Origin of the sequence: Pseudobutyrivibrio xylanivorans (assembly GCF_010906925.1) — a bacterium.
Taxonomy (GTDB): domain Bacteria; phylum Bacillota; class Clostridia; order Lachnospirales; family Lachnospiraceae; genus Pseudobutyrivibrio.
Genome location: NZ_VTVE01000001.1, coordinates 33,661 through 55,557 on the forward strand (window position 1 = coordinate 33,661; position 21,897 = coordinate 55,557).

The following is a 21,897-nucleotide window of genomic DNA, read 5'->3' on the forward strand; positions in this document are numbered from 1 at the left end:
AATTGCATGGAAAATGTATTGGGGATTGATGGCGGCACATACATTGGATTTCTCACATGTGTGGGCATGCTACTGTTTATTATCGCTATGCGATCATTTGACCCAAAGTTAAGGACACAATTTATTAAGTTGGTCGTTGCGGTAATGATTTCTCTTGCAGCCGCTGCTGTAGATATGTATCTTGATACATTGGCTGAGCCACTAGCTATACGCTATTTGGTTAAAAATGTAAAGTACATTACTCAGGGGCTGTCGGAGTATTTTGTGCTTCTAATAATCATTAGAGATCACACAAATCTTAATAAAAAATTGCTGTTAATACCATTTGTTATCGCTAGTGTAGTGGTATGCTTAGCTCCGTTTAGCAGTAGGATTTATTCCTTTACTGCTGACAATCAATTTATAAGAGGACCAATTGGAAATATTATTTTCATACAGGCTGCTTCTTATATTGTGGTCACACTTTTAGCGTGCATACATAAATGGTTTGATGGATATCAAAATGATGCCACAGTGATTCTATTTATGCTTTTTGCAGTGTGTGTGGGAGTCATCCTAGAAGAAGAAAAAATATTCCCAAATTGCACAATGGAATCAAGCATTGTCGGCGTTGTATTCCTATATATTTATATATATGCAGAGAGATACAATGTAGATTCTGTATCTAGATGCTACAAGAGAAGATGCTTTTATTCTGATGCCAATAGATATTCCAAGCTGGACATGATGATTATCTCTATGGATCTTAATGATCTGAAGCTTATCAATGATAATTATGGTCACAAGGCGGGAGATATTGCGCTACTTACTTTTGCAGAAGTAGTTCGAAGTGTAAAGACTAACAAATTCATCCTTTACCGTACAGGAGGAGATGAGTTTATGATTCTTGGCATTAAGGCTACGGAGGATGAGGCAAAGGAGCTTGTTGAGCTTGTAAAAGAAAAGCTTACTGAGACACCTTATACTTGTTCATTTGGAATCTATCCTTATAAGCCGGGAGATGATTTTGATGCAGCAGTTGTGAGAGCAGACAAGGCGATGTATGAGGATAAAAGTGCTTATAAAGCTAGCAAGAGCAAGCGAAGTCATTCTAGAAGTGATGAGTTTGAAAGCAGGCTTGAGACATTTACTAACAATATTAGCTTTTTAGGTTGAGGTGAACAATGACAAGAGTAGTTATGCACGGCTGTAATGGCCATATGGGACGAGTTATTACTGACATTTGTGCTGCTGATGCAGATGTTGAGATAGTTGCAGGTGTAGATAAGTTCAAGGGAATCGATAACAGCTATCCTGTTTACGACTCTATTGCTGAGGTTAAGGAAAACTTTGATGCTATCATTGATTTTTCAAATGTAGCAGCAATCGATGGATTACTTGATTACTGTGTAGCTAATAACAAGCCTGTTATTCTTTGCACAACTGGATTGACTGACGATATGCTCAAGCACGTTGATGAAGCTTGTAAATCAGTTCCAGTACTTCGTTCCGCTAACATGTCTCTTGGTATTAATACATTATTTGATTTATGCAAAAAGGCAACTAAGGTATTTGCTGATGCAGGATTTGATATCGAAATAGTTGAGAAGCATCATAATCAAAAGCTTGATGCTCCAAGTGGAACAGCTCTTGCACTTGCAGATGCTTGTAATGAGGCTCTCGGAAATGAATATGAGTATTGCTATGGTAGAGCTGATAGACGTGAGAAGAGACCAGTTAAGGAAATTGGTATCTCAGCAGTTCGCGGCGGTAATATCGTAGGCGAGCACGAAGTTATTTTTGCAGGTCTTGATGAGGTTATTACAATCAAGCACACAGCTTATTCAAAGAGCGTATTTGCTAAGGGCGCTGTTGAAGCTGCTAAGTATATTGTAGGACAGCCAGCAGGACTTTATGACATGAAGAAGGTTATCAGCAACAAATAATAACTGATAAATAAGGGGACAATATGTATATTCAGCTTAACTCACAAGTAATATGCTATGAAAAGACCGGCGAGGGTTCGCCGGTTATTCTTATACATGGAAATAAGGGCGACCATCATACTTTTGATGCATTGGCAGAGACGATGAGCAATTATCATACAGTATATGCAATGGATTCAAGAGGTTATGGAGAAAGCGCTACTCCAAAGGAATACCACTATAAGGATATGGCGGAGGATGTAATCAATCTTATCAATGCTCTCGATATTGAAAAGCCATATCTTATTGGATTTTCTGATGGAGGAATTATTGCTTTATTAGTAGCTATAAAGGCAAGCTCTTTACTTTCAGGAATAGTTTGCTGCGGAGCTAATCTTACACCAGATGGAATCCACCATAGGGATTTCAGGGAAATGAAAAAAGAATACAAAAAGACAGGTGATCTACGGACTCTTATGATGATTACTGAGCCTGATATTTCCACGTCAGAACTGAGTAGGATATCAGTTCCTGCTATGATATTTGCAGGAGAGAAGGATTGCATCAAAGAAAAAGAGACGGTAAAAATTGCAAAATATATACCAGATGCACAACTTCAGATTTTGCCAGATGAGAATCACTTTAGCTATATTGTAGGAACTGACAAATTGTATAGTTATATAAAGGGATTCATTTGCAATTAGTGTTAAAAAGTTAACGAAAAGTGGCTGATTCTATTGCTATATTCCATGAACCATGTTAATATCTATATAAATGTTATAAAACTGTGAATGCATTAAATATAACATTTTAGATATAACGATTTATTGGCGATTTGGAGTACATTTATGGCAAAGGGTGCTAAGAAGACCTGTTATTGTGATAAACTGAATAAAGCATTAATAGGTATTTGCTTAGCAGCTGTTATAGTTTGCTATCTTTTTACTATTTCACGATATACAACAGATGCATTTACAAAAGATATTGAGCCATATGCTGTTGTTAAATTAGATGATGGTTCTACGGAGTATCTATTTGATCTCAGAAAGCTAGATTATAAATATTCTGGCTTTATGTTCTATACATCCCACAAAAAGGTAGAAGTTTATAATGGCGGTAATATGATTTATTCATTTACCAAGACAGGCGGTATTTGGTCTTCATCTACAGGCTCTGCTTATCATTTTGTTGATATTAATGAGCGTATGACTAATATCGCTGTTATTGTCACACCTATTTATGACGTGGTGGCAGATGATGAAATCCTATTTCAAGTAGGGTCTTCATACAATATGTACAATGACATCATGGTTAAGTCCATGCCTCGATTTGTTGCAAGTATGCTTATTCTTGTAATAAGCATTTCATTGATTGTTTATTATCATTTTATGAAAAAGAAGCTGGAAATCGGCGAGGAACTTATATATCTTGGATACTTTGCTTTGTTCATTGGACTTTGGACATTCATGGAGACAGATGTAATCACTTTGATTTTCAAAAACAAGATTGTTGAAGTGGTGGTTCCTTACTTATGTCTTATGTTTGTTATCCCGCCTTTTGTGCTGTTTTTCCATTGCTATCTGAAGTTTAAAAATGAATGGATTAAGAACATAATAATTACTATGTCTAGCCTGGAATTAATAGTGCTTTCGTTCTTGCATTTTACAAAGATAGCAGAATATAGAGAGACTTTACCATATGTTCACCTAATGATATTTATTGCTACCATTTACGTGGTTGTGGGTGTTGTAATTAAGATGATTAATAAAAACTACACAAGACGCGTGGAGGTATGTGTGGTTGGTCTGACACTATTTGCTTTTGGCGTTATATTTGATATTGTTTCTTATTACAAGCGAATTGGTGATTCAGATCAGCTTGGCAGATATTTATTCCTTGTGTTCCTTGTACTCTTGGCTTGGGATTTGTTAAAGGGTACATACGAGTTCATTGAAAAGGGGCGCCGAGCAAAGCAGCTTGAGTTATTTGCACTTACAGACAGCATGACAGGTCTTTTAAATAGAAATGCATTTGAAACTTATGCTAATTCTAATGGTGAGTTGGAAGATTTGGTAGCTATTGTTGCAGATGCTAATGGATTGAAGGAATGCAACGATACGCATGGTCATGATGTTGGTGATGAGTATATTACAGTTGTTGCTGATATATTCAGCAGTACATTTGGAAAATATGGTGATTGCTATCGTACAGGTGGAGATGAATTCTGCTGTATCATCCCATCAGGCAAGGATATTAATATAGAAAGACTTAAGAAGCTTTTCCTTGCAAAGGTTTACACTGAAAATGTTGAAGGAGATTATAAATTTAACATAGGAGTAGCGATTGGATTTGCAAGCTACGCTCCTTCTATAGATAGTAATTTACGCTCAGTTGTTAAGCGAGCTGATAGTGCTATGTATGCAAATAAAAGAGCCAGCAAAAAGGCCAGCTCTTAAGAATTTAGATATCAATTTGATTCATCCAGTCCACTAATTCCTGAAGACCCTCCTCGGTGAATGGAGCAGTGTTTTTCTGCTTTACCTCATCGGGAGTGTTCTCGGAGCTGTAGGGACCAGGCCAGATGGTGGCCTGAAAGAGATCTTCATCAGTCTCTTCTGGATGGATTTTTTCTATTTTATAACATTTATTTTTGTCGCTCCCGGTAAAAGAGGGAGCTTTTTTATAGTATCCAAGTGATAATAGTCTTTTGCGTTCTATCATTATAAACCTCTATTTGATATGTAAAATTAGGTCTTAGTAACCTCTTATGAAATTCTGATTCTCATAAAATAAAAACCACAAATAAGATTTTAACATAAATAAAAAGAAAGGGAGAATAGAAATATTCAATGATTTTAGTTTTGAATTAGTAGATAAACTAAAAGACAATGATAGGGAAGAATGTTAAAATATTTTTATAAAATGTAAAGGGGGCAATATGAGCAAGGGGCGATTTTTTAGAATAATTTGCGGCATTATGATACTTATAATATCTGTGATTTTAGTGCAGGTATTTGTTAGTGATGACAATAATGGCGGAGATGAAGTGGATGGTCAGGGGATGCAGCCTGGCTATTATGATCCTAGCAGATGGATGGAGTCCTTGTCTGATGACACCTATTTGTCTGAGATTACCATACCAGGTACCCACGACAGTGCAGCTAGATATGTTATGCTTGGCTACGTAATGAGATGTCAGGATACAAGTATTTATGAGCAGCTGGACAATGGATATAGATACTTGGATCTTAGAATTGCCCTTGATAAGAGCCAAAAGGAACACAGCATTAAGCTAGTTCATAATTTTGCTAATTGTCATGTTGATGGAGGGCTATTTTCCGATTATCTTCATCTGGAGGATGTGACAAAAGATATCTACACATTTTTACAGAAATATAATGATGAGACAGTAATTGTAAATTTTAAAATAGAAGATGATGAGGTTAATGTAAAAGAGATTCAAAAGCTTCTAAATCAGGAGATTACATCCAACAAGGATTATTGGTTTACAGAAGAATATATACCTACTTTAGGTGAGGCCAGAGGTAGGGCGGTGCTTGCCACTAGATTTGATGATATAGCAGGTACTGGATTGACGGGACTTAATATGATCTGGGCTGAGCAGGACAACAAGACCCCAGTGGATATCCCATACGAATTATATGTAAATGACGAATTCAGATATTGGGTTCAGGATAGATATAAATACTCAGTTGAGGACAAATATGAGGCGGTAGTTGATGGCTTAGAAAACTGCGAAGCAGACGAGGATACATGGTTTTTAAATTTTGTCAGCACAAGTGGTGATGGAAAAATAGGACATCCTAAAGGATATGCTAACAGCCTTAACGGTCTGCTTATGGATTATTCTTTTAAAGAAAATACAAGCTACGGTATTATTATAGTTGATTTCGGCGATGCTGAATTAGCTAGAAGAATATATTTAACAAATTCATTCTAATAAAAGAGGATTAAAGGAGGACATAGTATGAGTAATTTTGAAGAAGAGCAGGTTAATCCAATTCTGTTAGAATTCTTGGATACAGATGATTTTGAGGAAAAATACAAGATATTGGTTGCTACACCGATTATGGATTTTGACAATTTGTTAATTGACAATATGGCCTCATCTATCGACTGTGTTATTGAGGATGGGGATATAGAGAGCAGAGTGCAGGAATTAAAGGTCTGCGTTAAAACTAGAGCAAAATACGAAACATTGCGCTTAAGAAGATAAATATTTTCTCAATAATGCGAAAAAACGCCTTTTGATAACAATTGCTACATATTTAGATGGTAAAATTTTCCCATAAGTTTAGACTTGGGTTATATTACAGACATTAGGAGGGGAAATGGCGAAAACAGAGAAAAGTCCTAAAGGCACTAAGACTAAAAAGATTAAGGATAAACTGCTTTTGTTTATCGTGCCAGCAGTTGTTGTTACAATTATCATATTGGTAGCAATATCTTCATTTCTTTCTAAAAGCAGACTGGAAGAAATGGCTCGCAACGAGCTTGAAAGTTCTATTACCAACCAGGCAGATAATATTTATGCATGGCTTGAACAGAACTTGGAGAATTTCAGTACAATCAAGGCTTCACTTGAGGGTATGGATCTTGATGAGACCTACTATGAAGAGGTGCTTACTACCTTTGTAGGTTCTAATAGCAATGCGCCAAATGGTGTGTATATTGCCACTCAGTCAGGTAAGGTCTATACAGGTAGAGGCACAGATTTATCTATTACCAATCCAACTGACCAGCAGTGGTACAAAGAAGGCCTTTCACGTATTAATATGGCATACGGTGAGCCATATAAAAATGATGAAGGGGAATATGTTATTTCGGCATCAGGTATTTTGAATGATGGAAGTGATGAGATTAAAGTCGTAGCAGCAGACGTTACTCTCGGCAAGATTTCTATCATTGTAAACTCTGGTGTAAAAATGAAGAATGCCAATTCCTTCCTTGTGGATAGAAATGATATGATGGTTCTTGCGCATCGTGACAGTAGCCTAGTTTCTACAACTTTGACAGGAAGCTTAGGCCGACCTGTAATGGATGGAACATACAATGCAATCATATCAAGTGATTACAGCACAACAAATTTAGGACAGTACACTGTAGCCTTTAAGGAAATCAAGGGTACAGACTGGCTCCTTGTTTCATATATTGAAAACAGTGTAATTCTTGCCAATGTAACACAGCTTATTACAATTCTTCTTATTATAGGTGTGGTTGCAACTATACTTATTGTTATTCTTGTTAGCGCAATTATTGGCCGTGTTATTAAGCCACTTTCATACATCACAGAAAACATTCACGCAATGTCATCTGGTGACTTTACAATAGAGGTCAAGAATACATCTAATGATGAGATCGGCGTGATGGGACAGCAGGTTGGAAAGTTTGTTGGACTGATGCGAGATATGCTTTCAAGTATCAATGATGAGTCTGAAAAGCTTAAAGAAGAATCCGATAATTCGGATCAGGTAAGCCGAGTGATGTTTGATGCATCTCAGTCTCAGGAGAGCGCAATGGTTAACTTGAATCAGACAGTTGATCAGCTTGCTATAGCGGTTAATGAAATCGCTGAAAATGCCACAACACTTGCAATGGTTGTTTCTGATACAAAGGCCAATTCAGATACAGCATCAGAGAGAATGGCTGAGACAGTTGAGATTTCTAAGAGCGGTAGAGCAGATATGGAGAAACTCTCAGTTGCTATGGGAGAGATTCAAGCTGCCAACCAAGAGCTTGTTGCTTCAGTTGAAAAGGTAGGTCAGGCATCTGAGGAAATCACCAATATCGTTGGTATGATTTCTGAAATCGCTGAAGAGACCAATCTTCTTTCACTTAATGCCTCTATTGAGGCAGCCCGTGCCGGTGAAGCTGGTAAGGGATTTGCAGTTGTTGCTTCTGAAATCGGTGGACTTGCTAAGCATTCAGCAGAGAGTGCCCAGAGCATTTCTGATTTGATTAATCAGGTTCGAGATCAGATTGAAAAGGTTGTTTCTCAGGCAGACGCCAGTGCCAAGAGTATCGAGGCCAACGGCGAATTGATTGATGCAGCAGTTACAACTTTTGACAAGATTTTTGAAAATATTGAGAGTACAAGTGATGTAATCAAAGAAATGATTGCAGACATCAATAAGGTTGACGAGGTATCTACTAACGTTGCTGCTATTTCTGAAGAACAGGCAGCTTCGGCAGATGAAATCCTTGAGACATCTAAGAACATGGTTGAGCAGGCACAGGCAATCACTCAGAGTAGCCAGGATGTAGCTGATAATTCACATCAGCTTGCAAATACAAGCCAGACACTTACAGGTTATGTTCAGCAGTTTAAGATTGTTAAGGAGGATACCGATTATGATGAATAATAGACTTAAAAAGATAGCGGCCCTTCTTGTTGCAGGGGTTATGGTTATCGGAATGACCCTTACAGGCTGCGGAAATAGCAGTTCAGGTTCAGGTGGTGGTTCGGCAAAGGGAATGAAGATATTCTTCTCGACACTTACACTTGATACCTTTAAGGGGATGCTTCAGGATGCCGTAGTAGAAGGCGGTAAGGAAGCAGGGGTAACTGTTGATGTAGGCGCGGAATGTGGCTCTGTAGATGAGCAGGTTGCTCAGATTAAGCAGGCGGTTGATGCGGGATATGATGCAATCATTTGTAATCCAGTAGATGCTACAACAGCACTTCAGCTTGAGGTTACAGCTGGTGATACACCTATTTTATTTGTAAATTCTCAGCCAGATGAGCAGTATCTTGAGCCAGATAAATACATGTATGTAGGAAGCTACGATAAGGATGCCGGCAACTTCCAGGCGGAATATGTATGGAACAAACTAGGACAGCCATCTAGCATGAATATCGTATTGTTCCAGGGCGAGCCAGGACATCCAGCTGCAGGACTTAGAACTACAGCAGTCAAGGAATACTACAAGAAAAATGGAATCGATGTAACATTTGTATTTAACGACACAGCATATTGGGATACTGCAAAAGCAGCAGAAGAGTTCAAGCTTTTCCTTAAGACTAAGCAGCCATTTGATGCAGTAATTTGCAACAATGATTCTATGGCCGTTGGTGTAGTCCAGGCTATGAGAGAGGTAGGACTTGACCCAGGCAAAATCCCTGTAGTAGGTGTAGATGCTACAACAGAGGGATGCCAGTCGATTATCGATGGCGGAATGCAATTTACTGTATACCAGTCAGCAACTGGTCAGGGTGCAGCAGCTATTCAGACAGCTATTGCACTTGCAACTAAGGGAACAGCTAAGGGCATCGAAGGCCTTACAGAAGATGGCTATTATGTATGGGTTCCATACGAGCCTGTAGATGCATCCAATGTTAAGGATTATATGTAATTAGAAAATTTATTTATTGCTTCTTGCTTTAAATAAAATATAAGTGCCGAGGGCTAATCTTAAAGACTGGTCCTTGGCACTTTCTATTTTATGTATTCGATTTATAAAAATGGATTGGCCCATATCATATTTGAGTTGTGGTAACGCTCATCATCGGTAACATCAGTGGCAAACCATTCAGGTGGCGTAAATGAATTGGCCTCCTCAATAGATGGAAATTCCACCTCAGCCATAATAAGCCCTAGCATGTGGCCTTCGAAAATATCAAGCTCGATGGTGTAAGGCTCATATGGGATTATGTAACGGCGCTTGGTTATAGGATGTCCATCTATTTTCTCTAAAAGGTGCTGGTAAGCCTCAGCTGTAAGAGCAGCTTCGATTTCTTCCCGAGCAAGCTTGCCGCTTCCCTTATAGGTGAGAATGTACTTGTCATTTTTCTTTCTGATACGTACAACAGGCTCGGTAGAAAGGTATCCCTGCTCAATATCTACATATTCATATTTTGATAAATCTGGAAGGTCTTTAATTAAAAATTTTCTTTCGATTTCCATTTTAAACTCCCTATTAATAATTGATAATAAGATAGTAGCACATCCAAAGAATAGATGCACGACTAAAACAGAAAGGGGTAATGCAAAACCTACAGCGTAGCTGTAGACAACCAAAATGCTAAATGTTACAATTAAATCTATGTGTTGATAAAATAGGGAAATTCTTTAAAAGAGCTGATATACGAGGCTTGAATAAATGGACCACTAACCCCGTCCCCTAGGTCCATTAAAGAAAGGACATAGATTTGAATAAAAAACATGGTATGGCAATTTTAATAATTCTGATTTTCCTATCTGCTTTGCTAGCATTGCTTTTATATTTGGGAATTGTTCATATTAATAATCCCAGCAAGGCGAAATATCCAGTGAATGGTGTGGATGTGTCGGCATATCAAGGACAGGTAGATTGGGATACATTATCAAGTCAGGATATTGATTTTGCATATATTAAAGCAACAGAGGGCTCCACATTTAAGGATTCTTGCTTTGAATACAATTGGAAGGAAGCGGGTGAGACAGATTTAAGAATTGGAGCTTATCATTTCTTTAGTTTTGAATCATCAGGAGAAAAGCAGGCGGCTAATTTTATTGATTCAGTGGATGCAATACCTATGATGCTACCGCCAGTAATTGATGTGGAGTATTATGGCAAATACCAAAATGAAGACGACATTGATGTGGTTGAAATAAGAGCTGAGCTGCGGAATATGATTAATATTCTAAAGGAAGAATATGGGGTTAATCCAGTATTATATGTCAGTGAAGAAACATACAATACCATTGTGGCGCAGGAGTTTTCGGATTGTGATATTTGGTACAGAAGTGTATATGGCAAAATTGATGGGGACCTTGACTGGACATTTTGGCAATATTCTAACCGTCATAGGTTAAATGGATATGAGGGGGAAGAACCATTTATAGATATGAATGTATTTTATGGCACCAAAGAAGAATTTGAGTCATATGGGACTCAAATATAGTGGCAGAAAATTGTCTTGAAATTATCTGATTTTTGAAGTAATATATTGTATACGAGTGTGGCTATAAGCCAATTGAATTTAGTATTAAACGTATGAGACTGCGTAGTCTTATACCTGTTAAGGAGGATTTTATAATGATTACAGCCGGTGATTTTAGAAACGGTATGACAATCGAGATGGACAACAAAGTTTATCAGGTTATCGAGTTCCAGCATGTTAAGCCAGGTAAGGGTGCAGCATTCGTTCGTACAAAGCTTAAGGATATCAAGGGCGGCGGTGTTACAGAGACATCTTTCAGACCTACTGAGAAGTTCCCAGCAGCACGTATCGATCGTAAGGATATGCAGTATCTTTATAATGATGGTGAGCTTTACAACTTCATGGATGTTGAGACATATGATCAGGTAGCTCTTACAGCTGACCAGATTGGTGATGCTCTCAAGTTCGTTAAGGAAAATGAAATCGTTAAGATGCTTTCACACAATGGTTCAATCTTCTCAGTTGAGCCACCTATGTTTGTTGAGCTTCAGATTACAGATACAGAGCCAGGTTTCAAGGGTGATACAGCTACAGGTGCTACAAAGCCAGCTACTGTTGAGACAGGCGCTACAGTATACGTTCCACTTTTCGTAGAGAATGGTGAGACAATCAAAATTGATACTAGAACAGGTGAGTATTTATCAAGGGTATAATGATGGATTACAGAGAATATCCACTTTCGGAGTTGTTACAAAATCGAAAAATATATGCTGTTTTTGATGAAGAGTTTCAAAAGGGCACATGGTTGGATGCCACAGCTCTCATTGGAAGCGAGTGTACTATTAATCAATTGTATCGTGACGGTACAGTACCTCGCGAGACATTAGATAAGATAGTGGAGAGACTTTCTAGATAATCAATAATAAAGGCCTTGGCGATTGCCAAGGCCTTAGTTTATGTCATTTAGTTGAAATCGATTGAATCTACAACCTCTTTAAGAGTTCTGGCAGATTCCTGCAGAGCTTTAATTTCATCTTCGTCAAGAGAAATAGGTACCTTTGTCTCAAGTCCGTCAGCACCTACAACTGATGGCATTGAAAGGCATACACCATCGATGCCATATTCGCCATGCATCATGTGAGATACAGGAAGAATAGATTTCTCGTCGCGGACGATTACTTCACAAATACGTTTTACAGCTACAGCAACACCATAGTATGTGGCATGCTTTCTCTTGATAATTTCATAAGCGGCATTCTTAACTCGCTCAGCAATTGCCTTCTCTGATTTCTCGTGCTCGAAATGACCACGCATCTCGCAGAAATCATTAAGTGGAATACCAGAGACATTTGCACTAGAGAATGCAGCAATCTCGCTATCGCCGTGTTCACCGATGATAAATGCATGTACAGAACGGCTATCAATACCAAGATGCAAGCCAAGCTCTGTCTTAAGTCTAGCTGAATCAAGCACAGTACCTGAACCGATAACTCGCTCCTCTGGAAGTCCAGAAAGCTTAAGAGCTGCAAGTGTAAGTACATCAACTGGATTTGCTACGATAAGGAGAATTCCACCGAAATCTCTCTTTGCAATCTCAGGAATAATAGATTTGAAAATGCCAACATTTTTATGAACCAAATCAAGTCTGGTCTCGCCTGGCTTCTGGCCAGCGCCAGCTGTTACTACAACGATTGCTGCATCTGCAACATCATCATAGTCACCTGCATAAATTTTCATAGGCTTATTAAATGGAGCGCCATGGGAAATATCCATTGCCTCGCCCTCTGCCTTGTCATGGTCTGCGTCAATAAGTACCATCTCAGAGAACAGACCACTCTGAGACAATGCAAAAGCTGTTGCGGAGCCAACAAATCCTGCACCAATTATAGCAACTTTTCTGTGATTTACTTCTACTGCCATATATTTACCTCCTATATTTTCTCTCGCCCATTACACTCTCAAGCCTTGGATATTACAGTTTCTGAAGTCTGTTACGTCAACAAGCCTTAGTATTGCTCCGGTCATCTAACACGATTCCCTCCGCAATCTAAGAGCTTGTGAACTACAGACAATTAGACTAAATTACCCAAGAGCTTGATAGTTACGGGCTATTCTTACTCTACAATGTGTCTATTATAACGAAGATACCACTTCGTCCATGGCTGCTTCTGATACGGAATTGAGCGTAGACTTGATAGATACCACTGGTTCTACGAATTCGATATTTTTTAGTGGCTCAAGGATTGCCTGCATGCATTTTGCAGCCTGTGGAGCCCAAGTTCCATTTTCAACGAAAGCAACCTTTCTGTTCTGGTAAGCCTTTGCACGAAGGTGGTGTAGGAAGTCTTCCATAGGTGGGAAGAGGCCACCATCGTATGTGCTTGCACAACAAATCATTTTGTCATAGTAAAATGCTCTGGCTACAGCCTCTGATAGAGGCTCACGGCATAAATCAATAAACATAGTCTTTACACCCTTGGCCTCAAGCTTTTCCTGAAGCTTAAGAGCGGCGCGCTTTGTATTACCGTGGATGGAAGCACAAGCTATAAGAACGCCCTCCTCCTCTGGCTTATAGCTGCTCCAAATATCATATAAGTTGATATAGTAGCCAAGATTCTCTGTGAGAATTGGACCGTGAAGAGGGCAAATCTTTTGGATATCAAGACCGGCTGCCTTCTTAAGGAGAGCCTGTACAGATGCGCCGTACTTTCCAACAATATTAAGATAATATCTGCGAGCCTCATCAATCCAAGGCTCGTCAACATCTAATGCTCCAAATTTTCCAAAGCCGTCAGCTGAGAATAGAATCTTTTCTTTTGACTCGTACTCAACCATTACCTCTGGCCAGTGAACCATAGGAGCCATTATAAATGTAAGCTCATGCTCACCAAGAGAAAGTGTATCGCCCTCGGCAACAACATGCTTTCTATCAGCAAATAATGCCTCATCCATAAACTGAGCCATCATTGTAAATGTCTTTGCATTACCTACAACTTTTGTATCAGGGTATTTCTCTAAAAATGCCTTGATGGAACCTGAATGGTCTGGCTCCATATGAGAGACAACAAGGTAATCAACCTTTTTACCCTTTAATTCTTTCTCAAGATTTGAAAGCCACTGCTCTGTAAATCTAGGATCAACAGTATCCATTACAGCTACTGATTCATCTAATATTAAGTAGGAATTGTATGAAACTCCATTTGAAACAGGATATTGGCTCTCAAATAAGTCGATGGTTTTGTCGTCGCAGCCAATATACTTTATTGAATCTGAAATTGTTACTGACATGATGTATTTCCTCCTTTTGCTATAGCTATATATTATCAAATTCCCCTGTTCTTCACTAGTCTCTTAGTGATTAATTATATTCAATAATGAAAAATATGTAGAATAGTCTGAACAATCTGTGAAAGTTCACAGTTTGTTAGAATATTACCTTTATAATGAACTCTATAACAACGTGTATTATTACACAAGGGAGTCTAGGCATTGGAGGTATTTTATTTATGAAAAACAATAGAAACGCAAAAGGCACAATTGCAGGAGCTTTGAGAGAGTTTTCCGGTTTTACTATCCGAATGTTCCTTGCCAATGCAATTATAATGATTGTATTCTTTGTTATTATTTTTATAAATGTGTACAACTTTTATAATGTACAGTTTGTAACAGAGAAGTATCAGATGGAAATTCGTAAAGACGTACAGACCATCAACAAGCGACTTTTATTTGCTGTGGCATCAAATGATCCTGAAGTAACAGCTGACCAAAAGGCTGATTTGGAGAAGAGATTCCCGAAAATTGAGGGATACTTTGGAACCATTTCTGCTAACTTGAATAATGCCGAACTGGGAGCAAACTTAGATACCTATTGGAAGGGATTTGAGGATGCATCATTTGAAATGCTTGCCCTAGTTGAAGCCGGTGAAACAGATAAAGCCGTAGAATATTTCAACTCTACATTAAATGAGGCTGCTGAAACCCTTGCAGATGCTTTGGATGAGACAGGTGAACTGGCAGAGTCTGCAGCTGCAGGAAAATATATGACTATTATGGTTGTAGTAGTTGTTGCAGCTATTGTTCTTGTGATAGCTTTAGTTATCATTATCCTAATAAATAGGAAGAGAAGTGCAGATATGATTAAGGGTATTGAGCGTGACCTTGATATTCTTGCGAAGGCATCAGAGGAGATTGCTCAGGGTAATGTTCATGTAGAGATTGATTATGAAGCCGACAATGAAATTGGCCGCGTCGCAAAACAGTTAAAGATTGCGGTAGAATCCCTTGTTTATTATATTGATGAGATTGCAGCTGTTATGTCTACTATGGCAGGTGGCAATTTCAACATTAACTTTGAACGTGATTTCGATGGAGATTTTAAAGAAATCCAGACTGCTGTAGAAACATTCTCGAAGGAAATTTCCGAATCAATGACAGAGATTATGGAGGTTTCTGATATGGTTTCTGATGGTGCCAACCAGATTGCAGGTGCAGGTCAGAATCTTGCTGATACAGTTACATCACAGGCAAATATCGTAGATGATTTGTCAGTTACAGTTAAGGATATTACAGAACAGATTTCTAATAATTCATCAGATGCAACAGCTATATCACAGGAAGTGGAAGTGGTTGCACAGAATATTGTAGAAGGCAATCAGAAGATGCAAGACGTTGTAAATGCTATGGATGCAATCTCTGCTTCTTCTCAGGAAATCTCAAAGATTATCGATACAATCAACGCTATTGCAGATCAGACCAATTTGCTTTCACTTAATGCATCTATCGAGGCTGCTCGAGCTGGTGAGGCAGGTAAGGGATTTGCAGTTGTTGCCACAGAGGTATCACAGCTGGCAGGACAGACAGTGGAGGCTGCTCAAAATACAGCGGGTCTTATTAATGCATCTCTTAAGAGCGTGGAAGAGGGTATCACAATTGCAAATGAAACTGCTGAGAAGCTTAATGGAATGGTAGCGCAGGTTCAGGGGATTGCTGAAAAGGTTAAGACCATCGCTGATGAATCAAGTTCACAGGCTACTTCAGTTAAGGAAATGTCTTCTAATATCAGCGAGATTTCGTCCGTTGGACAGAACAATGCAGCCACATCTCAGGAGTCACTTGCTCTTAGCTACGAGATGAATGAACATGCAAATTCGCTTAAGGGTCTGGTTGAGAAATTTGAACTTAAAAAATAAATAAAAATTTTTATATTTGGAATCGCTAGTGTTTAAAGGCACTAGCGATTTTTTTGAGAATTAATATCTAAAATATTTTAACTAAAAACCTTGACATGTTTTTGAAGTTGGGTATCATAACATTAGTTAAAGAAATTTAACTAAATATATTTTAACTAAAAAATATTAAGTATTCCAATTAGAAAAGGAGAAAATTATGTTTGAAGTAGTAAAGGAAGTAATCATTGACACTCTTAGCTGTGCAGCTGACAAGGTAACAATGGAGGCAAATCTTTTTGAGGACCTTGGTGCAGATTCACTTGATGCTGTAGAGCTTTCTCTTGCCGTTGAAGAAAAGACAGGTATCACAATCGATGAGGATGCTATGGCAGAGATTAAGACTGTAGCAGATATCGTAAATTATCTTGAGGCACACAAGTAATCATGGAATTAAAAGAAATTAAGGAGCTAATGAAGGCTTTTGATGCAAGCGGAAGTTCCTATTTTGAAATTGAGGACCAGGGATTCAAGCTTAAACTAAAAAAGCCTTCTGATATAAAAGTTCAGGCGGCGCCAGTTACAGTAGCTCCACAGCCGTCAGCTCAGGTGGCGGTAGAGACACCACAGATTTCGACAGAAGAAAAGGTAGAGGGCGATGTAGTGAAAGCTCCATTAGTTGGAGTTTTCTATTCTGCTCCTTCCCCAGATGAAAAGCCATATGTGCAGGTTGGGGATAAGGTAAAAGAAGGACAGGTCCTTTGCTTGATTGAGGCCATGAAGATGATGAGCGAAATCACAGCACCAAGAGATGGCGTCATAAAAGAAATATATGTAAAGAATCAGGATGTTGTTGGCTTTGAAGAACAGTTATTTCTCATAGGAGATTAGTTATGTTTAAGAGAATTTTAATTGCTAATCGTGGAGAGATTGCAGTACGAATAATCAGAGCCTGCATGGAAATGAATATTGAGTGTGTGGCTATTTATTCCACAGCGGATAAGGAATCACTTCACGTGAAGTTAGCCACAAAAAGCATTTGTATAGGACCAGCCAGAGCGGCGGACAGCTATTTAAATATGGATGCAATTATCACAGCAGCACAAGTTACTGGCTGTGATGCTCTTCATCCAGGGTTTGGATTCCTTTCTGAAAACTCTGATTTTGTTAGAAAATGTCAGGAAGCAGGAATCACTTTTATTGGACCAACTGCTGATGCAATGGATGCTTTGGGTAACAAAGCTACTGCTAGAAAGATGATGATGAAGGCAGGAGTTCCTGTTGTGCCAGGTTCAGATGGACCGGTTGAGGATTTCAAGAAGCTAGAAAAAATAGCGAAAAAGATTGGCTATCCAGTTCTTATTAAGGCAAGCGCCGGTGGCGGGGGCCGAGGAATGCGTAGAGTTTATCATCCAGAGGATTTAAAGAAGCTATACGAAGAAGCTAAGGCGGAGACTAGAGCATGCTTTAACGATGATGAGATGTATGTGGAAAAGCTGATTCTGAATCCAAGACATATTGAGTTTCAGATTTTGGCTGACGAGCATGGCAACGTGATTCATCTTGGAGAGCGCGACTGCTCAATACAGCGTAAGAATCAAAAGCTGATTGAGGAAAGCCCATGTATGTATATTAATGATGATCTTAGAAAGTCTATGGGTAAGGCAGCTGTTACAGCAGCCAAGGCTGCAGGCTACACAAACGCAGGTACAGTTGAATTTGTACTTGATGAAAAGGATCATTATTATTTCATTGAAATGAATACTCGTATTCAGGTAGAGCACGGTGTTACAGAGGCTGTTACAGGAATCGACCTAATTAAGCAACAGATTAGAATAGCCTTCCACGAGCCTCTTAAGATAAAGCAAAAGGATGTAAAGCTAAATGGACATGCCATGGAATGCAGAATTAATGCAGAGGACCCAGCAAAGGGATTTATGGCAAACACAGGAAAGATTACATTCTTAAATGTGCCAGGTGGTCCCGGGGTGAGAGTGGATACTATCCTCTATAATGGATATGAAACAAGCCCATTTTATGATTCTATGATGGCGAAAATCATTGTTCATGCACCAACACGTTTGGAGGCAATCAGAAGAATGAGAAGAGCTTTGCTTGAGCTTGTTACAGAGGGCATTACTACAAACGGAGATTTTGATTATTTGCTTTTGCATCATCCCGATTTTGTTAAGGGTAATTACAACGTCAGCTTTATAGAAAATCATGCAGATGAAATATTATCTTGGGATAAAGCGGTGAGTGATATAGATGAATAGTGTAGTTGATCAGAGAAAAGACAAATTTAATAGGTACAAGGATTTGCGTCAGAATCCTGCTGAACTGCTAGAACCTGCTATTAAGCCGGTGGCAGAGTATGGTGTCTGGGACAGAATAAATGATGTGACAGACAAGGACAGTTTCAAGGAATTTGGCTTTGATTTTGAAGAGACTAATCCACTTGAATTCGAGGGTTATGTTCAGAAGAAAGAGGAGCTTAGAAAAGAAACTGATTGCCACGATGCCATTGTGGCAGGAACTTGTAAGATTGGCGGTTACGAAGTGGCTCTTGCTGTTATGAATAAAAAATTCATGATGGCATCCATGGGAGTTGAGCTTGGCGAGATTGTATGCCAGACAGCTGAGTATGCCGGCAAGAAAAATATTCCTTTTGTAATATTTACAGCAAGTGGCGGAGCCAGAATGCAAGAGGGAATTTTAAGTCTGATGCAGATGGCAAAAACAAGTGCAGTTATCCAGAAGTTCAAGGATGAAGGCGGACTTTATATTACAGTTTTAACTCATCCAACAACTGGTGGTGTATCTGCTAGTTTTGCAACGTTAGGGGACATTACACTAGCTGAGCCGGGAGCCTTAATTGGATTCGCAGGCCCTAGAGTAATAGAGCAGACAATTGGTCAAAAGCTTCCAGAAGGATTCCAAAGAGCAGAATTTTTGGAGGAGCATGGATTTGTAGACAAGATTGTCCACAGAGAAGATATGAAAGAAGCTTTGACTCAGATTTTAATGCTTCATAGCAAATAGGAGGTCTTTATGAAAGCGATAGATAGAGTTCTTAATGCTAGAGATAAGGATAGACCTAAGATTACAGATTATATTGAAAACGTATTTACGGATTTCTTTGAGCAAAAGGGGGATTTCCTTGGAAAGGAAGATGGCAGCATCTATGGAGGTATTGCACTTTTCCATGGAAAGCCAGTAACAGTTCTTGGACACCGTAAGGGAAAGACAGTTGAAGAAAATGTGGCATGCAATTTTGGTATGCCAGGGCCAGAGGGATATCGCAAAGCAATGCGAATCATGAGACAGGCTGAGAAATTCAACCGTCCAATTATTACTTTTGTAGATACTCCGGGAGCATATCCTGGACTTGAGGCTGAGATGTATGGTCAGTCTCAGGCAATCGCCGCTAACTTGGCGGAGATGAGCACTTTGAAAGTGCCAGTGATTTCTATTGTTACTGGAGAGGGCAGCAGTGGTGGTGCTCTTGGTATAGCAGTAGCAAATAGAGTTTATATGCTTGAAAATGCAATTTACTCTGTGCTTTCGCCAGAGGGATTTGCATCAATTTTATGGCATGATAGCGAAAAAAGAGATGAGGCAGCTGAGGTTATGAAGCTTACTGCCGCAGACCTTTTGGAGTTTGGAGTTATTGATGGAATTATTTCTGAACGAGGTAGCACTCTTTCTGTAGTTGAGGGTCAGGAAATAACAGATGCTCACAGAAGACTTTACACTCGTATTGATAAGCAGATTACTGCGGCCTTAAAGGAGCTTGAGGGCTTCTCAAAAGAGGAAATTGCAGCAGAGCGTTTTGACAAGTTCAGAAATATAGATGCCAGATTTATTGAAACAAAATCTAAGGCAAGAATGGGAAATGTGTAAATGACAGGAATAAAGATTATATCCACAGGAGCTACAGCTCCAAGCAAGGTAGTGTCAAATGATGATTTGGCACAGATTGTGGAAACTAGCGATGAATGGATAAAGCAAAGAACAGGAATGTCCCTTAGACATTATGTTACTGAAGAGGAGAATCATACAGGACTTGCAGAAAAGGCAGCGCGAATCGCTCTTGAGCGTTCAGGCCTTAAGCCTTCAGACATTGGAGCAGTTATTGTCTGCACAGTTTCTTCTGATTATTTTTCACCTTCTACAGCTTGCCTTATTCAAGGAAGACTTGGATTGCCTAACGACATAATTGCATTTGACTTAAGTGCAGGTTGTTCAGGTTTTATATTTGGTTTGGAAACAATGCGTGGGGTTTTAATGTCAAGAGGCTGCAAGGCAGGCCTTTTGATTGGTGCAGAAGTGTTGTCTAAGAAAATGGATATGACAGACAGAAGCACCTGCGTACTATTTGGTGATGGAGCGGCAGCTGCGGTGGTTGTTCCAACAGATGGTTTGTATTCATCAGTGATTGGCGTAGACGGCGATGAGGAAATGATTCATATCAAATCCCCAAATGGTCTTATTCATATGGATGGACAGGGAACATATAAATTTGCCGTTGCTACAGTGCCAAAGGTTATAGCAGAGGCCGTTGAGAAAGCTGGTCTTACCTATGATGAAATCGATCATTTTATTCTTCATCAGGCAAACCTTCGAATCATCGAATCCATTGCGAAAAAGGTAAAGCAGCCAATGGACAAATTTGTTGTTAATATTGATAAATACGGAAATACTTCAGCAGCCAGTGTGGGACTAGCATTTGACGAGGCTATGCAAAAGGGTGAAATTAAGCCTGGCGAAAAGGTTCTTTTGTGTGCTTTTGGTGCCGGAAGAACTTGGGGTGCCGTGGTTATGGAAATGTAAAAAACGCTAATAATAGAAGTTAAATTATTAAATTGAGGTAATAGTTAAAAACGATTATTAGATGAGACTGTAGCTATCAAGCTCTTAGTGTTGCTTAGCGAGACGTGTTAGTCGAGCGGTGCAACATCTGAGGCTTGAGAGCGTAACAGTCGGATAAGAGGTAGGATATGAATTTAGTTGATTTAACAGGTACAAAGTATCCAATAATTCAGGGTGGTATGGCCAACATTGCAACAGGAGAGTTTGCAGCTGCAGTTTCAAATGCAGGTGGACTTGGTCTCGTTGCAAGTGGTGGCATGAATGCAGAGCAGCTGAGAGAGCAGATTAGAATTTGCAAGAGCAAGACAGATAAGCCATTTGGCGTAAATCTTATGCTTATGAATCCTGATGTGGACAATATTGCAAACATGCTTATTGAGGAAAAGGTCCAGTTCATTACAACTGGTGCTGGTAACCCAGGTAAGTATATGAAGGGCTGGAAGGAAATGGGAGCAAAGGTATTCCCAGTAGTTGCATCTGTTGCCTTGGCAAAGGTGATGGTTCGTTCTGGTGCTGATGCAGTAATCGCTGAGGGCGGCGAGTCAGGTGGCCATGTTGGCGATATGACAACAATGACTCTACTCCCACAGGTAGTAGCTGCAGTTGATGTACCTGTCATTGCAGCAGGTGGTATTGCAAGTGGCAAGCAGATGGCAGCAGCTATGATGCTTGGCGCATGTGGAGTTCAGATAGGAACATGTCTTTTGGTTTCAGAGGAATGTCCAATCCATGACAATTATAAGCAGACACTTATCAAGTCAAAGGACAATTCCACAACTGTTACAGGAAGAAGCCAGGGTGCTCCAGTTCGTATCATTAAAAATGAAATGGCCCGCGAATATCTAAAGCTTGAGGCCGAGGGCGCAGACCGCGAGAAGCTTGAGCAGATTACACTTGGTGGTCTTAGACGTGCAGTTCTTGAGGGTGACATGATTAGAGGTTCTGTTATGGCAGGACAGGTATGTGGTCAGCTTTCAGAAATCCGCCCAGTGGCAGATATCTTAGATGATATGTACGTTGGCGCAAAAGATTGTTTGGCAAACGCAAATGCAATTGCAATATAAGATTTAGA

At 39.4% G+C, this 21,897-nt stretch carries 23 protein-coding genes; 19 read left to right on the top strand and 4 right to left on the bottom strand.

Features of this window, described 5'->3' with window-relative positions; all coding sequences use genetic code 11:
* The first annotated feature begins 6 nt into the window (after nt 1–6).
* From F0Q01_RS00185 to F0Q01_RS00200, 4 genes are all read left to right on the top strand, one after another.
* Entirely contained in the window at nt 7–1,155 is a 1,149-nt protein-coding gene (locus F0Q01_RS00185) for a GGDEF domain-containing protein (RefSeq protein WP_090489607.1), read from the top strand.
* Nucleotides 1,156–1,163: 8 nt separating this feature from the next.
* Nucleotides 1,164–1,925 carry a 4-hydroxy-tetrahydrodipicolinate reductase gene (dapB, locus tag F0Q01_RS00190; protein ID WP_090489610.1) on the top strand — a complete coding sequence of 254 codons (762 nt, stop codon included), beginning with the start codon at nt 1,164–1,166 and terminating at the stop codon, nt 1,923–1,925.
* Nucleotides 1,926–1,948: 23 nt separating this feature from the next.
* Nucleotides 1,949–2,608, top strand: a complete 660-nt coding sequence (locus F0Q01_RS00195; RefSeq protein WP_090489612.1) for an alpha/beta fold hydrolase — start codon at nt 1,949–1,951, stop codon at nt 2,606–2,608.
* 144 nt (nt 2,609–2,752) lie between these two features.
* Nucleotides 2,753–4,360 (top strand): GGDEF domain-containing protein, encoded by a 1,608-nt coding sequence (locus F0Q01_RS00200; protein ID WP_090489614.1) that lies wholly within the window; start codon nt 2,753–2,755, stop codon nt 4,358–4,360.
* Nucleotides 4,361–4,364: 4 nt separating this feature from the next.
* On the opposite strand, the gene F0Q01_RS00205 is transcribed toward F0Q01_RS00200, so the two are convergent.
* Entirely contained in the window at nt 4,365–4,625 is a 261-nt protein-coding gene (locus F0Q01_RS00205) for a hypothetical protein (protein ID WP_090153448.1), read from the bottom strand.
* Nucleotides 4,626–4,881: 256 nt separating this feature from the next.
* Between F0Q01_RS00205 and F0Q01_RS00210 the strand changes: the two genes are divergently transcribed.
* The 4 genes from F0Q01_RS00210 (at nt 4,882) to F0Q01_RS00225 (ending at nt 9,278) form a co-directional block, all read left to right on the top strand.
* A complete protein-coding gene (locus F0Q01_RS00210) occupies nt 4,882–5,865 on the top strand; it encodes a phosphatidylinositol-specific phospholipase C domain-containing protein (protein WP_163927075.1) in 984 nt (327 codons plus the stop codon).
* Between the two features lie 27 nt (nt 5,866–5,892).
* A complete protein-coding gene (locus F0Q01_RS00215; RefSeq protein ID WP_090153454.1) occupies nt 5,893–6,141 on the top strand; it encodes a hypothetical protein in 249 nt (82 codons plus the stop codon).
* A 115-nt stretch (nt 6,142–6,256) separates the two neighbouring features.
* Nucleotides 6,257–8,287 (top strand): methyl-accepting chemotaxis protein, encoded by a 2,031-nt coding sequence (locus F0Q01_RS00220; RefSeq protein WP_090489618.1) that lies wholly within the window; start codon nt 6,257–6,259, stop codon nt 8,285–8,287.
* Nucleotides 8,277–9,278, top strand: a complete 1,002-nt coding sequence (locus F0Q01_RS00225; protein ID WP_163927077.1) for a substrate-binding domain-containing protein — start codon at nt 8,277–8,279, stop codon at nt 9,276–9,278. Before F0Q01_RS00220 ends, F0Q01_RS00225 begins: the two co-directional genes overlap by 11 nt.
* 101 nt (nt 9,279–9,379) lie before the next feature.
* Here the strand turns inward: F0Q01_RS00225 and F0Q01_RS00230 are convergent, their stop codons facing one another.
* Nucleotides 9,380–9,829, bottom strand: coding sequence for a CYTH domain-containing protein (locus tag F0Q01_RS00230; protein ID WP_090489622.1), 450 nt, complete (start codon nt 9,827–9,829; stop codon nt 9,380–9,382).
* A 263-nt stretch (nt 9,830–10,092) separates the two neighbouring features.
* Here F0Q01_RS00230 and F0Q01_RS00235 point away from each other — a divergent pair, with 263 nt between their 5' ends.
* The 3 genes from F0Q01_RS00235 to F0Q01_RS00245 all read left to right on the top strand — a co-directional run bounded on the left by F0Q01_RS00235 (nt 10,093) and on the right by F0Q01_RS00245 (nt 11,704).
* Nucleotides 10,093–10,809: a GH25 family lysozyme gene (locus tag F0Q01_RS00235; protein ID WP_090489799.1), complete on the top strand. Its 717-nt coding sequence runs from the start codon at nt 10,093–10,095 to the stop codon at nt 10,807–10,809.
* A 134-nt stretch (nt 10,810–10,943) separates the two neighbouring features.
* Nucleotides 10,944–11,501, top strand: a complete 558-nt coding sequence (gene efp / locus F0Q01_RS00240; protein ID WP_090153462.1) for an elongation factor P — start codon at nt 10,944–10,946, stop codon at nt 11,499–11,501.
* Nucleotides 11,501–11,704, top strand: coding sequence for a hypothetical protein (locus F0Q01_RS00245; RefSeq protein WP_143001132.1), 204 nt, complete (start codon nt 11,501–11,503; stop codon nt 11,702–11,704). The genes efp and F0Q01_RS00245 overlap by 1 nt, the downstream gene beginning before the upstream one ends.
* Nucleotides 11,705–11,751: 47 nt before the next feature.
* Here F0Q01_RS00245 and F0Q01_RS00250 read toward each other — a convergent pair whose 3' ends face one another.
* Together F0Q01_RS00250 and F0Q01_RS00255 are read right to left on the bottom strand one after the other, a co-directional pair.
* A complete protein-coding gene (locus F0Q01_RS00250; RefSeq protein ID WP_090153466.1) occupies nt 11,752–12,708 on the bottom strand; it encodes an L-lactate dehydrogenase in 957 nt (318 codons plus the stop codon).
* A gap of 213 nt (nt 12,709–12,921) precedes the next feature.
* Entirely contained in the window at nt 12,922–14,076 is a 1,155-nt protein-coding gene (locus F0Q01_RS00255; RefSeq protein WP_090489623.1) for an FprA family A-type flavoprotein, read from the bottom strand.
* Between the two features lie 218 nt (nt 14,077–14,294).
* Here F0Q01_RS00255 and F0Q01_RS00260 point away from each other — a divergent pair, with 218 nt between their 5' ends.
* The 8 genes from F0Q01_RS00260 (at nt 14,295) to F0Q01_RS00295 (ending at nt 21,889) form a co-directional block, all read left to right on the top strand.
* A complete protein-coding gene (locus tag F0Q01_RS00260; RefSeq protein ID WP_163927079.1) occupies nt 14,295–15,977 on the top strand; it encodes a methyl-accepting chemotaxis protein in 1,683 nt (560 codons plus the stop codon).
* A gap of 196 nt (nt 15,978–16,173) precedes the next feature.
* Nucleotides 16,174–16,398 carry an acyl carrier protein gene (gene acpP, locus F0Q01_RS00265; protein ID WP_205467945.1) on the top strand — a complete coding sequence of 75 codons (225 nt, stop codon included), beginning with the start codon at nt 16,174–16,176 and terminating at the stop codon, nt 16,396–16,398.
* 2 nt (nt 16,399–16,400) lie between these two features.
* Nucleotides 16,401–16,844: an acetyl-CoA carboxylase biotin carboxyl carrier protein gene (accB, locus tag F0Q01_RS00270; protein WP_090489627.1), complete on the top strand. Its 444-nt coding sequence runs from the start codon at nt 16,401–16,403 to the stop codon at nt 16,842–16,844.
* Nucleotides 16,845–16,846: 2 nt separating this feature from the next.
* Complete coding sequence (gene accC, locus F0Q01_RS00275) at nt 16,847–18,229, top strand: acetyl-CoA carboxylase biotin carboxylase subunit (RefSeq protein WP_090489629.1); 1,383 nt, start codon at nt 16,847–16,849, stop codon at nt 18,227–18,229.
* Nucleotides 18,222–18,995: an acetyl-CoA carboxylase carboxyltransferase subunit beta gene (locus tag F0Q01_RS00280; protein ID WP_090489631.1), complete on the top strand. Its 774-nt coding sequence runs from the start codon at nt 18,222–18,224 to the stop codon at nt 18,993–18,995. The genes accC and F0Q01_RS00280 overlap by 8 nt, the downstream gene beginning before the upstream one ends.
* 9 nt (nt 18,996–19,004) lie before the next feature.
* Nucleotides 19,005–19,856 (top strand): acetyl-CoA carboxylase carboxyl transferase subunit alpha, encoded by an 852-nt coding sequence (accA, locus tag F0Q01_RS00285; protein WP_090489633.1) that lies wholly within the window; start codon nt 19,005–19,007, stop codon nt 19,854–19,856.
* Nucleotides 19,857–20,786, top strand: coding sequence for a beta-ketoacyl-ACP synthase III (locus tag F0Q01_RS00290; RefSeq protein ID WP_090489634.1), 930 nt, complete (start codon nt 19,857–19,859; stop codon nt 20,784–20,786).
* A gap of 167 nt (nt 20,787–20,953) precedes the next feature.
* Nucleotides 20,954–21,889 (top strand): nitronate monooxygenase, encoded by a 936-nt coding sequence (locus tag F0Q01_RS00295; protein WP_090489636.1) that lies wholly within the window; start codon nt 20,954–20,956, stop codon nt 21,887–21,889.
* Nucleotides 21,890–21,897: the final 8 nt, after the last annotated feature.

Excerpts from the sequence above, each read along its gene's own strand:
- F0Q01_RS00185 (WP_090489607.1), top strand. The coding sequence starts at position 7 with ATGGAAAATGTATTGGGGATTGATGGCGGCACATACATTGGATTTCTC.
- dapB (WP_090489610.1), top strand. The coding sequence starts at position 1,164 with ATGACAAGAGTAGTTATGCACGGCTGTAATGGCCATATGGGACGAGTT.
- F0Q01_RS00195 (WP_090489612.1), top strand. The coding sequence starts at position 1,949 with ATGTATATTCAGCTTAACTCACAAGTAATATGCTATGAAAAGACCGGC.
- F0Q01_RS00200 (WP_090489614.1), top strand. The coding sequence starts at position 2,753 with ATGGCAAAGGGTGCTAAGAAGACCTGTTATTGTGATAAACTGAATAAA.
- F0Q01_RS00205 (WP_090153448.1), bottom strand. The coding sequence starts at position 4,625 with ATGATAGAACGCAAAAGACTATTATCACTTGGATACTATAAAAAAGCT.
- F0Q01_RS00210 (WP_163927075.1), top strand. The coding sequence starts at position 4,882 with ATGATACTTATAATATCTGTGATTTTAGTGCAGGTATTTGTTAGTGAT.
- F0Q01_RS00215 (WP_090153454.1), top strand. The coding sequence starts at position 5,893 with ATGAGTAATTTTGAAGAAGAGCAGGTTAATCCAATTCTGTTAGAATTC.
- F0Q01_RS00220 (WP_090489618.1), top strand. The coding sequence starts at position 6,257 with ATGGCGAAAACAGAGAAAAGTCCTAAAGGCACTAAGACTAAAAAGATT.
- F0Q01_RS00225 (WP_163927077.1), top strand. The coding sequence starts at position 8,277 with ATGATGAATAATAGACTTAAAAAGATAGCGGCCCTTCTTGTTGCAGGG.
- F0Q01_RS00230 (WP_090489622.1), bottom strand. The coding sequence starts at position 9,829 with ATGGAAATCGAAAGAAAATTTTTAATTAAAGACCTTCCAGATTTATCA.
- F0Q01_RS00235 (WP_090489799.1), top strand. The coding sequence starts at position 10,093 with ATGGCAATTTTAATAATTCTGATTTTCCTATCTGCTTTGCTAGCATTG.
- efp (WP_090153462.1), top strand. The coding sequence starts at position 10,944 with ATGATTACAGCCGGTGATTTTAGAAACGGTATGACAATCGAGATGGAC.
- F0Q01_RS00245 (WP_143001132.1), top strand. The coding sequence starts at position 11,501 with ATGATGGATTACAGAGAATATCCACTTTCGGAGTTGTTACAAAATCGA.
- F0Q01_RS00250 (WP_090153466.1), bottom strand. The coding sequence starts at position 12,708 with ATGGCAGTAGAAGTAAATCACAGAAAAGTTGCTATAATTGGTGCAGGA.
- F0Q01_RS00255 (WP_090489623.1), bottom strand. The coding sequence starts at position 14,076 with ATGTCAGTAACAATTTCAGATTCAATAAAGTATATTGGCTGCGACGAC.
- F0Q01_RS00260 (WP_163927079.1), top strand. The coding sequence starts at position 14,295 with ATGAAAAACAATAGAAACGCAAAAGGCACAATTGCAGGAGCTTTGAGA.
- acpP (WP_205467945.1), top strand. The coding sequence starts at position 16,174 with ATGTTTGAAGTAGTAAAGGAAGTAATCATTGACACTCTTAGCTGTGCA.
- accB (WP_090489627.1), top strand. The coding sequence starts at position 16,401 with ATGGAATTAAAAGAAATTAAGGAGCTAATGAAGGCTTTTGATGCAAGC.
- accC (WP_090489629.1), top strand. The coding sequence starts at position 16,847 with ATGTTTAAGAGAATTTTAATTGCTAATCGTGGAGAGATTGCAGTACGA.
- F0Q01_RS00280 (WP_090489631.1), top strand. The coding sequence starts at position 18,222 with ATGAATAGTGTAGTTGATCAGAGAAAAGACAAATTTAATAGGTACAAG.
- accA (WP_090489633.1), top strand. The coding sequence starts at position 19,005 with ATGAAAGCGATAGATAGAGTTCTTAATGCTAGAGATAAGGATAGACCT.
- F0Q01_RS00290 (WP_090489634.1), top strand. The coding sequence starts at position 19,857 with ATGACAGGAATAAAGATTATATCCACAGGAGCTACAGCTCCAAGCAAG.
- F0Q01_RS00295 (WP_090489636.1), top strand. The coding sequence starts at position 20,954 with ATGAATTTAGTTGATTTAACAGGTACAAAGTATCCAATAATTCAGGGT.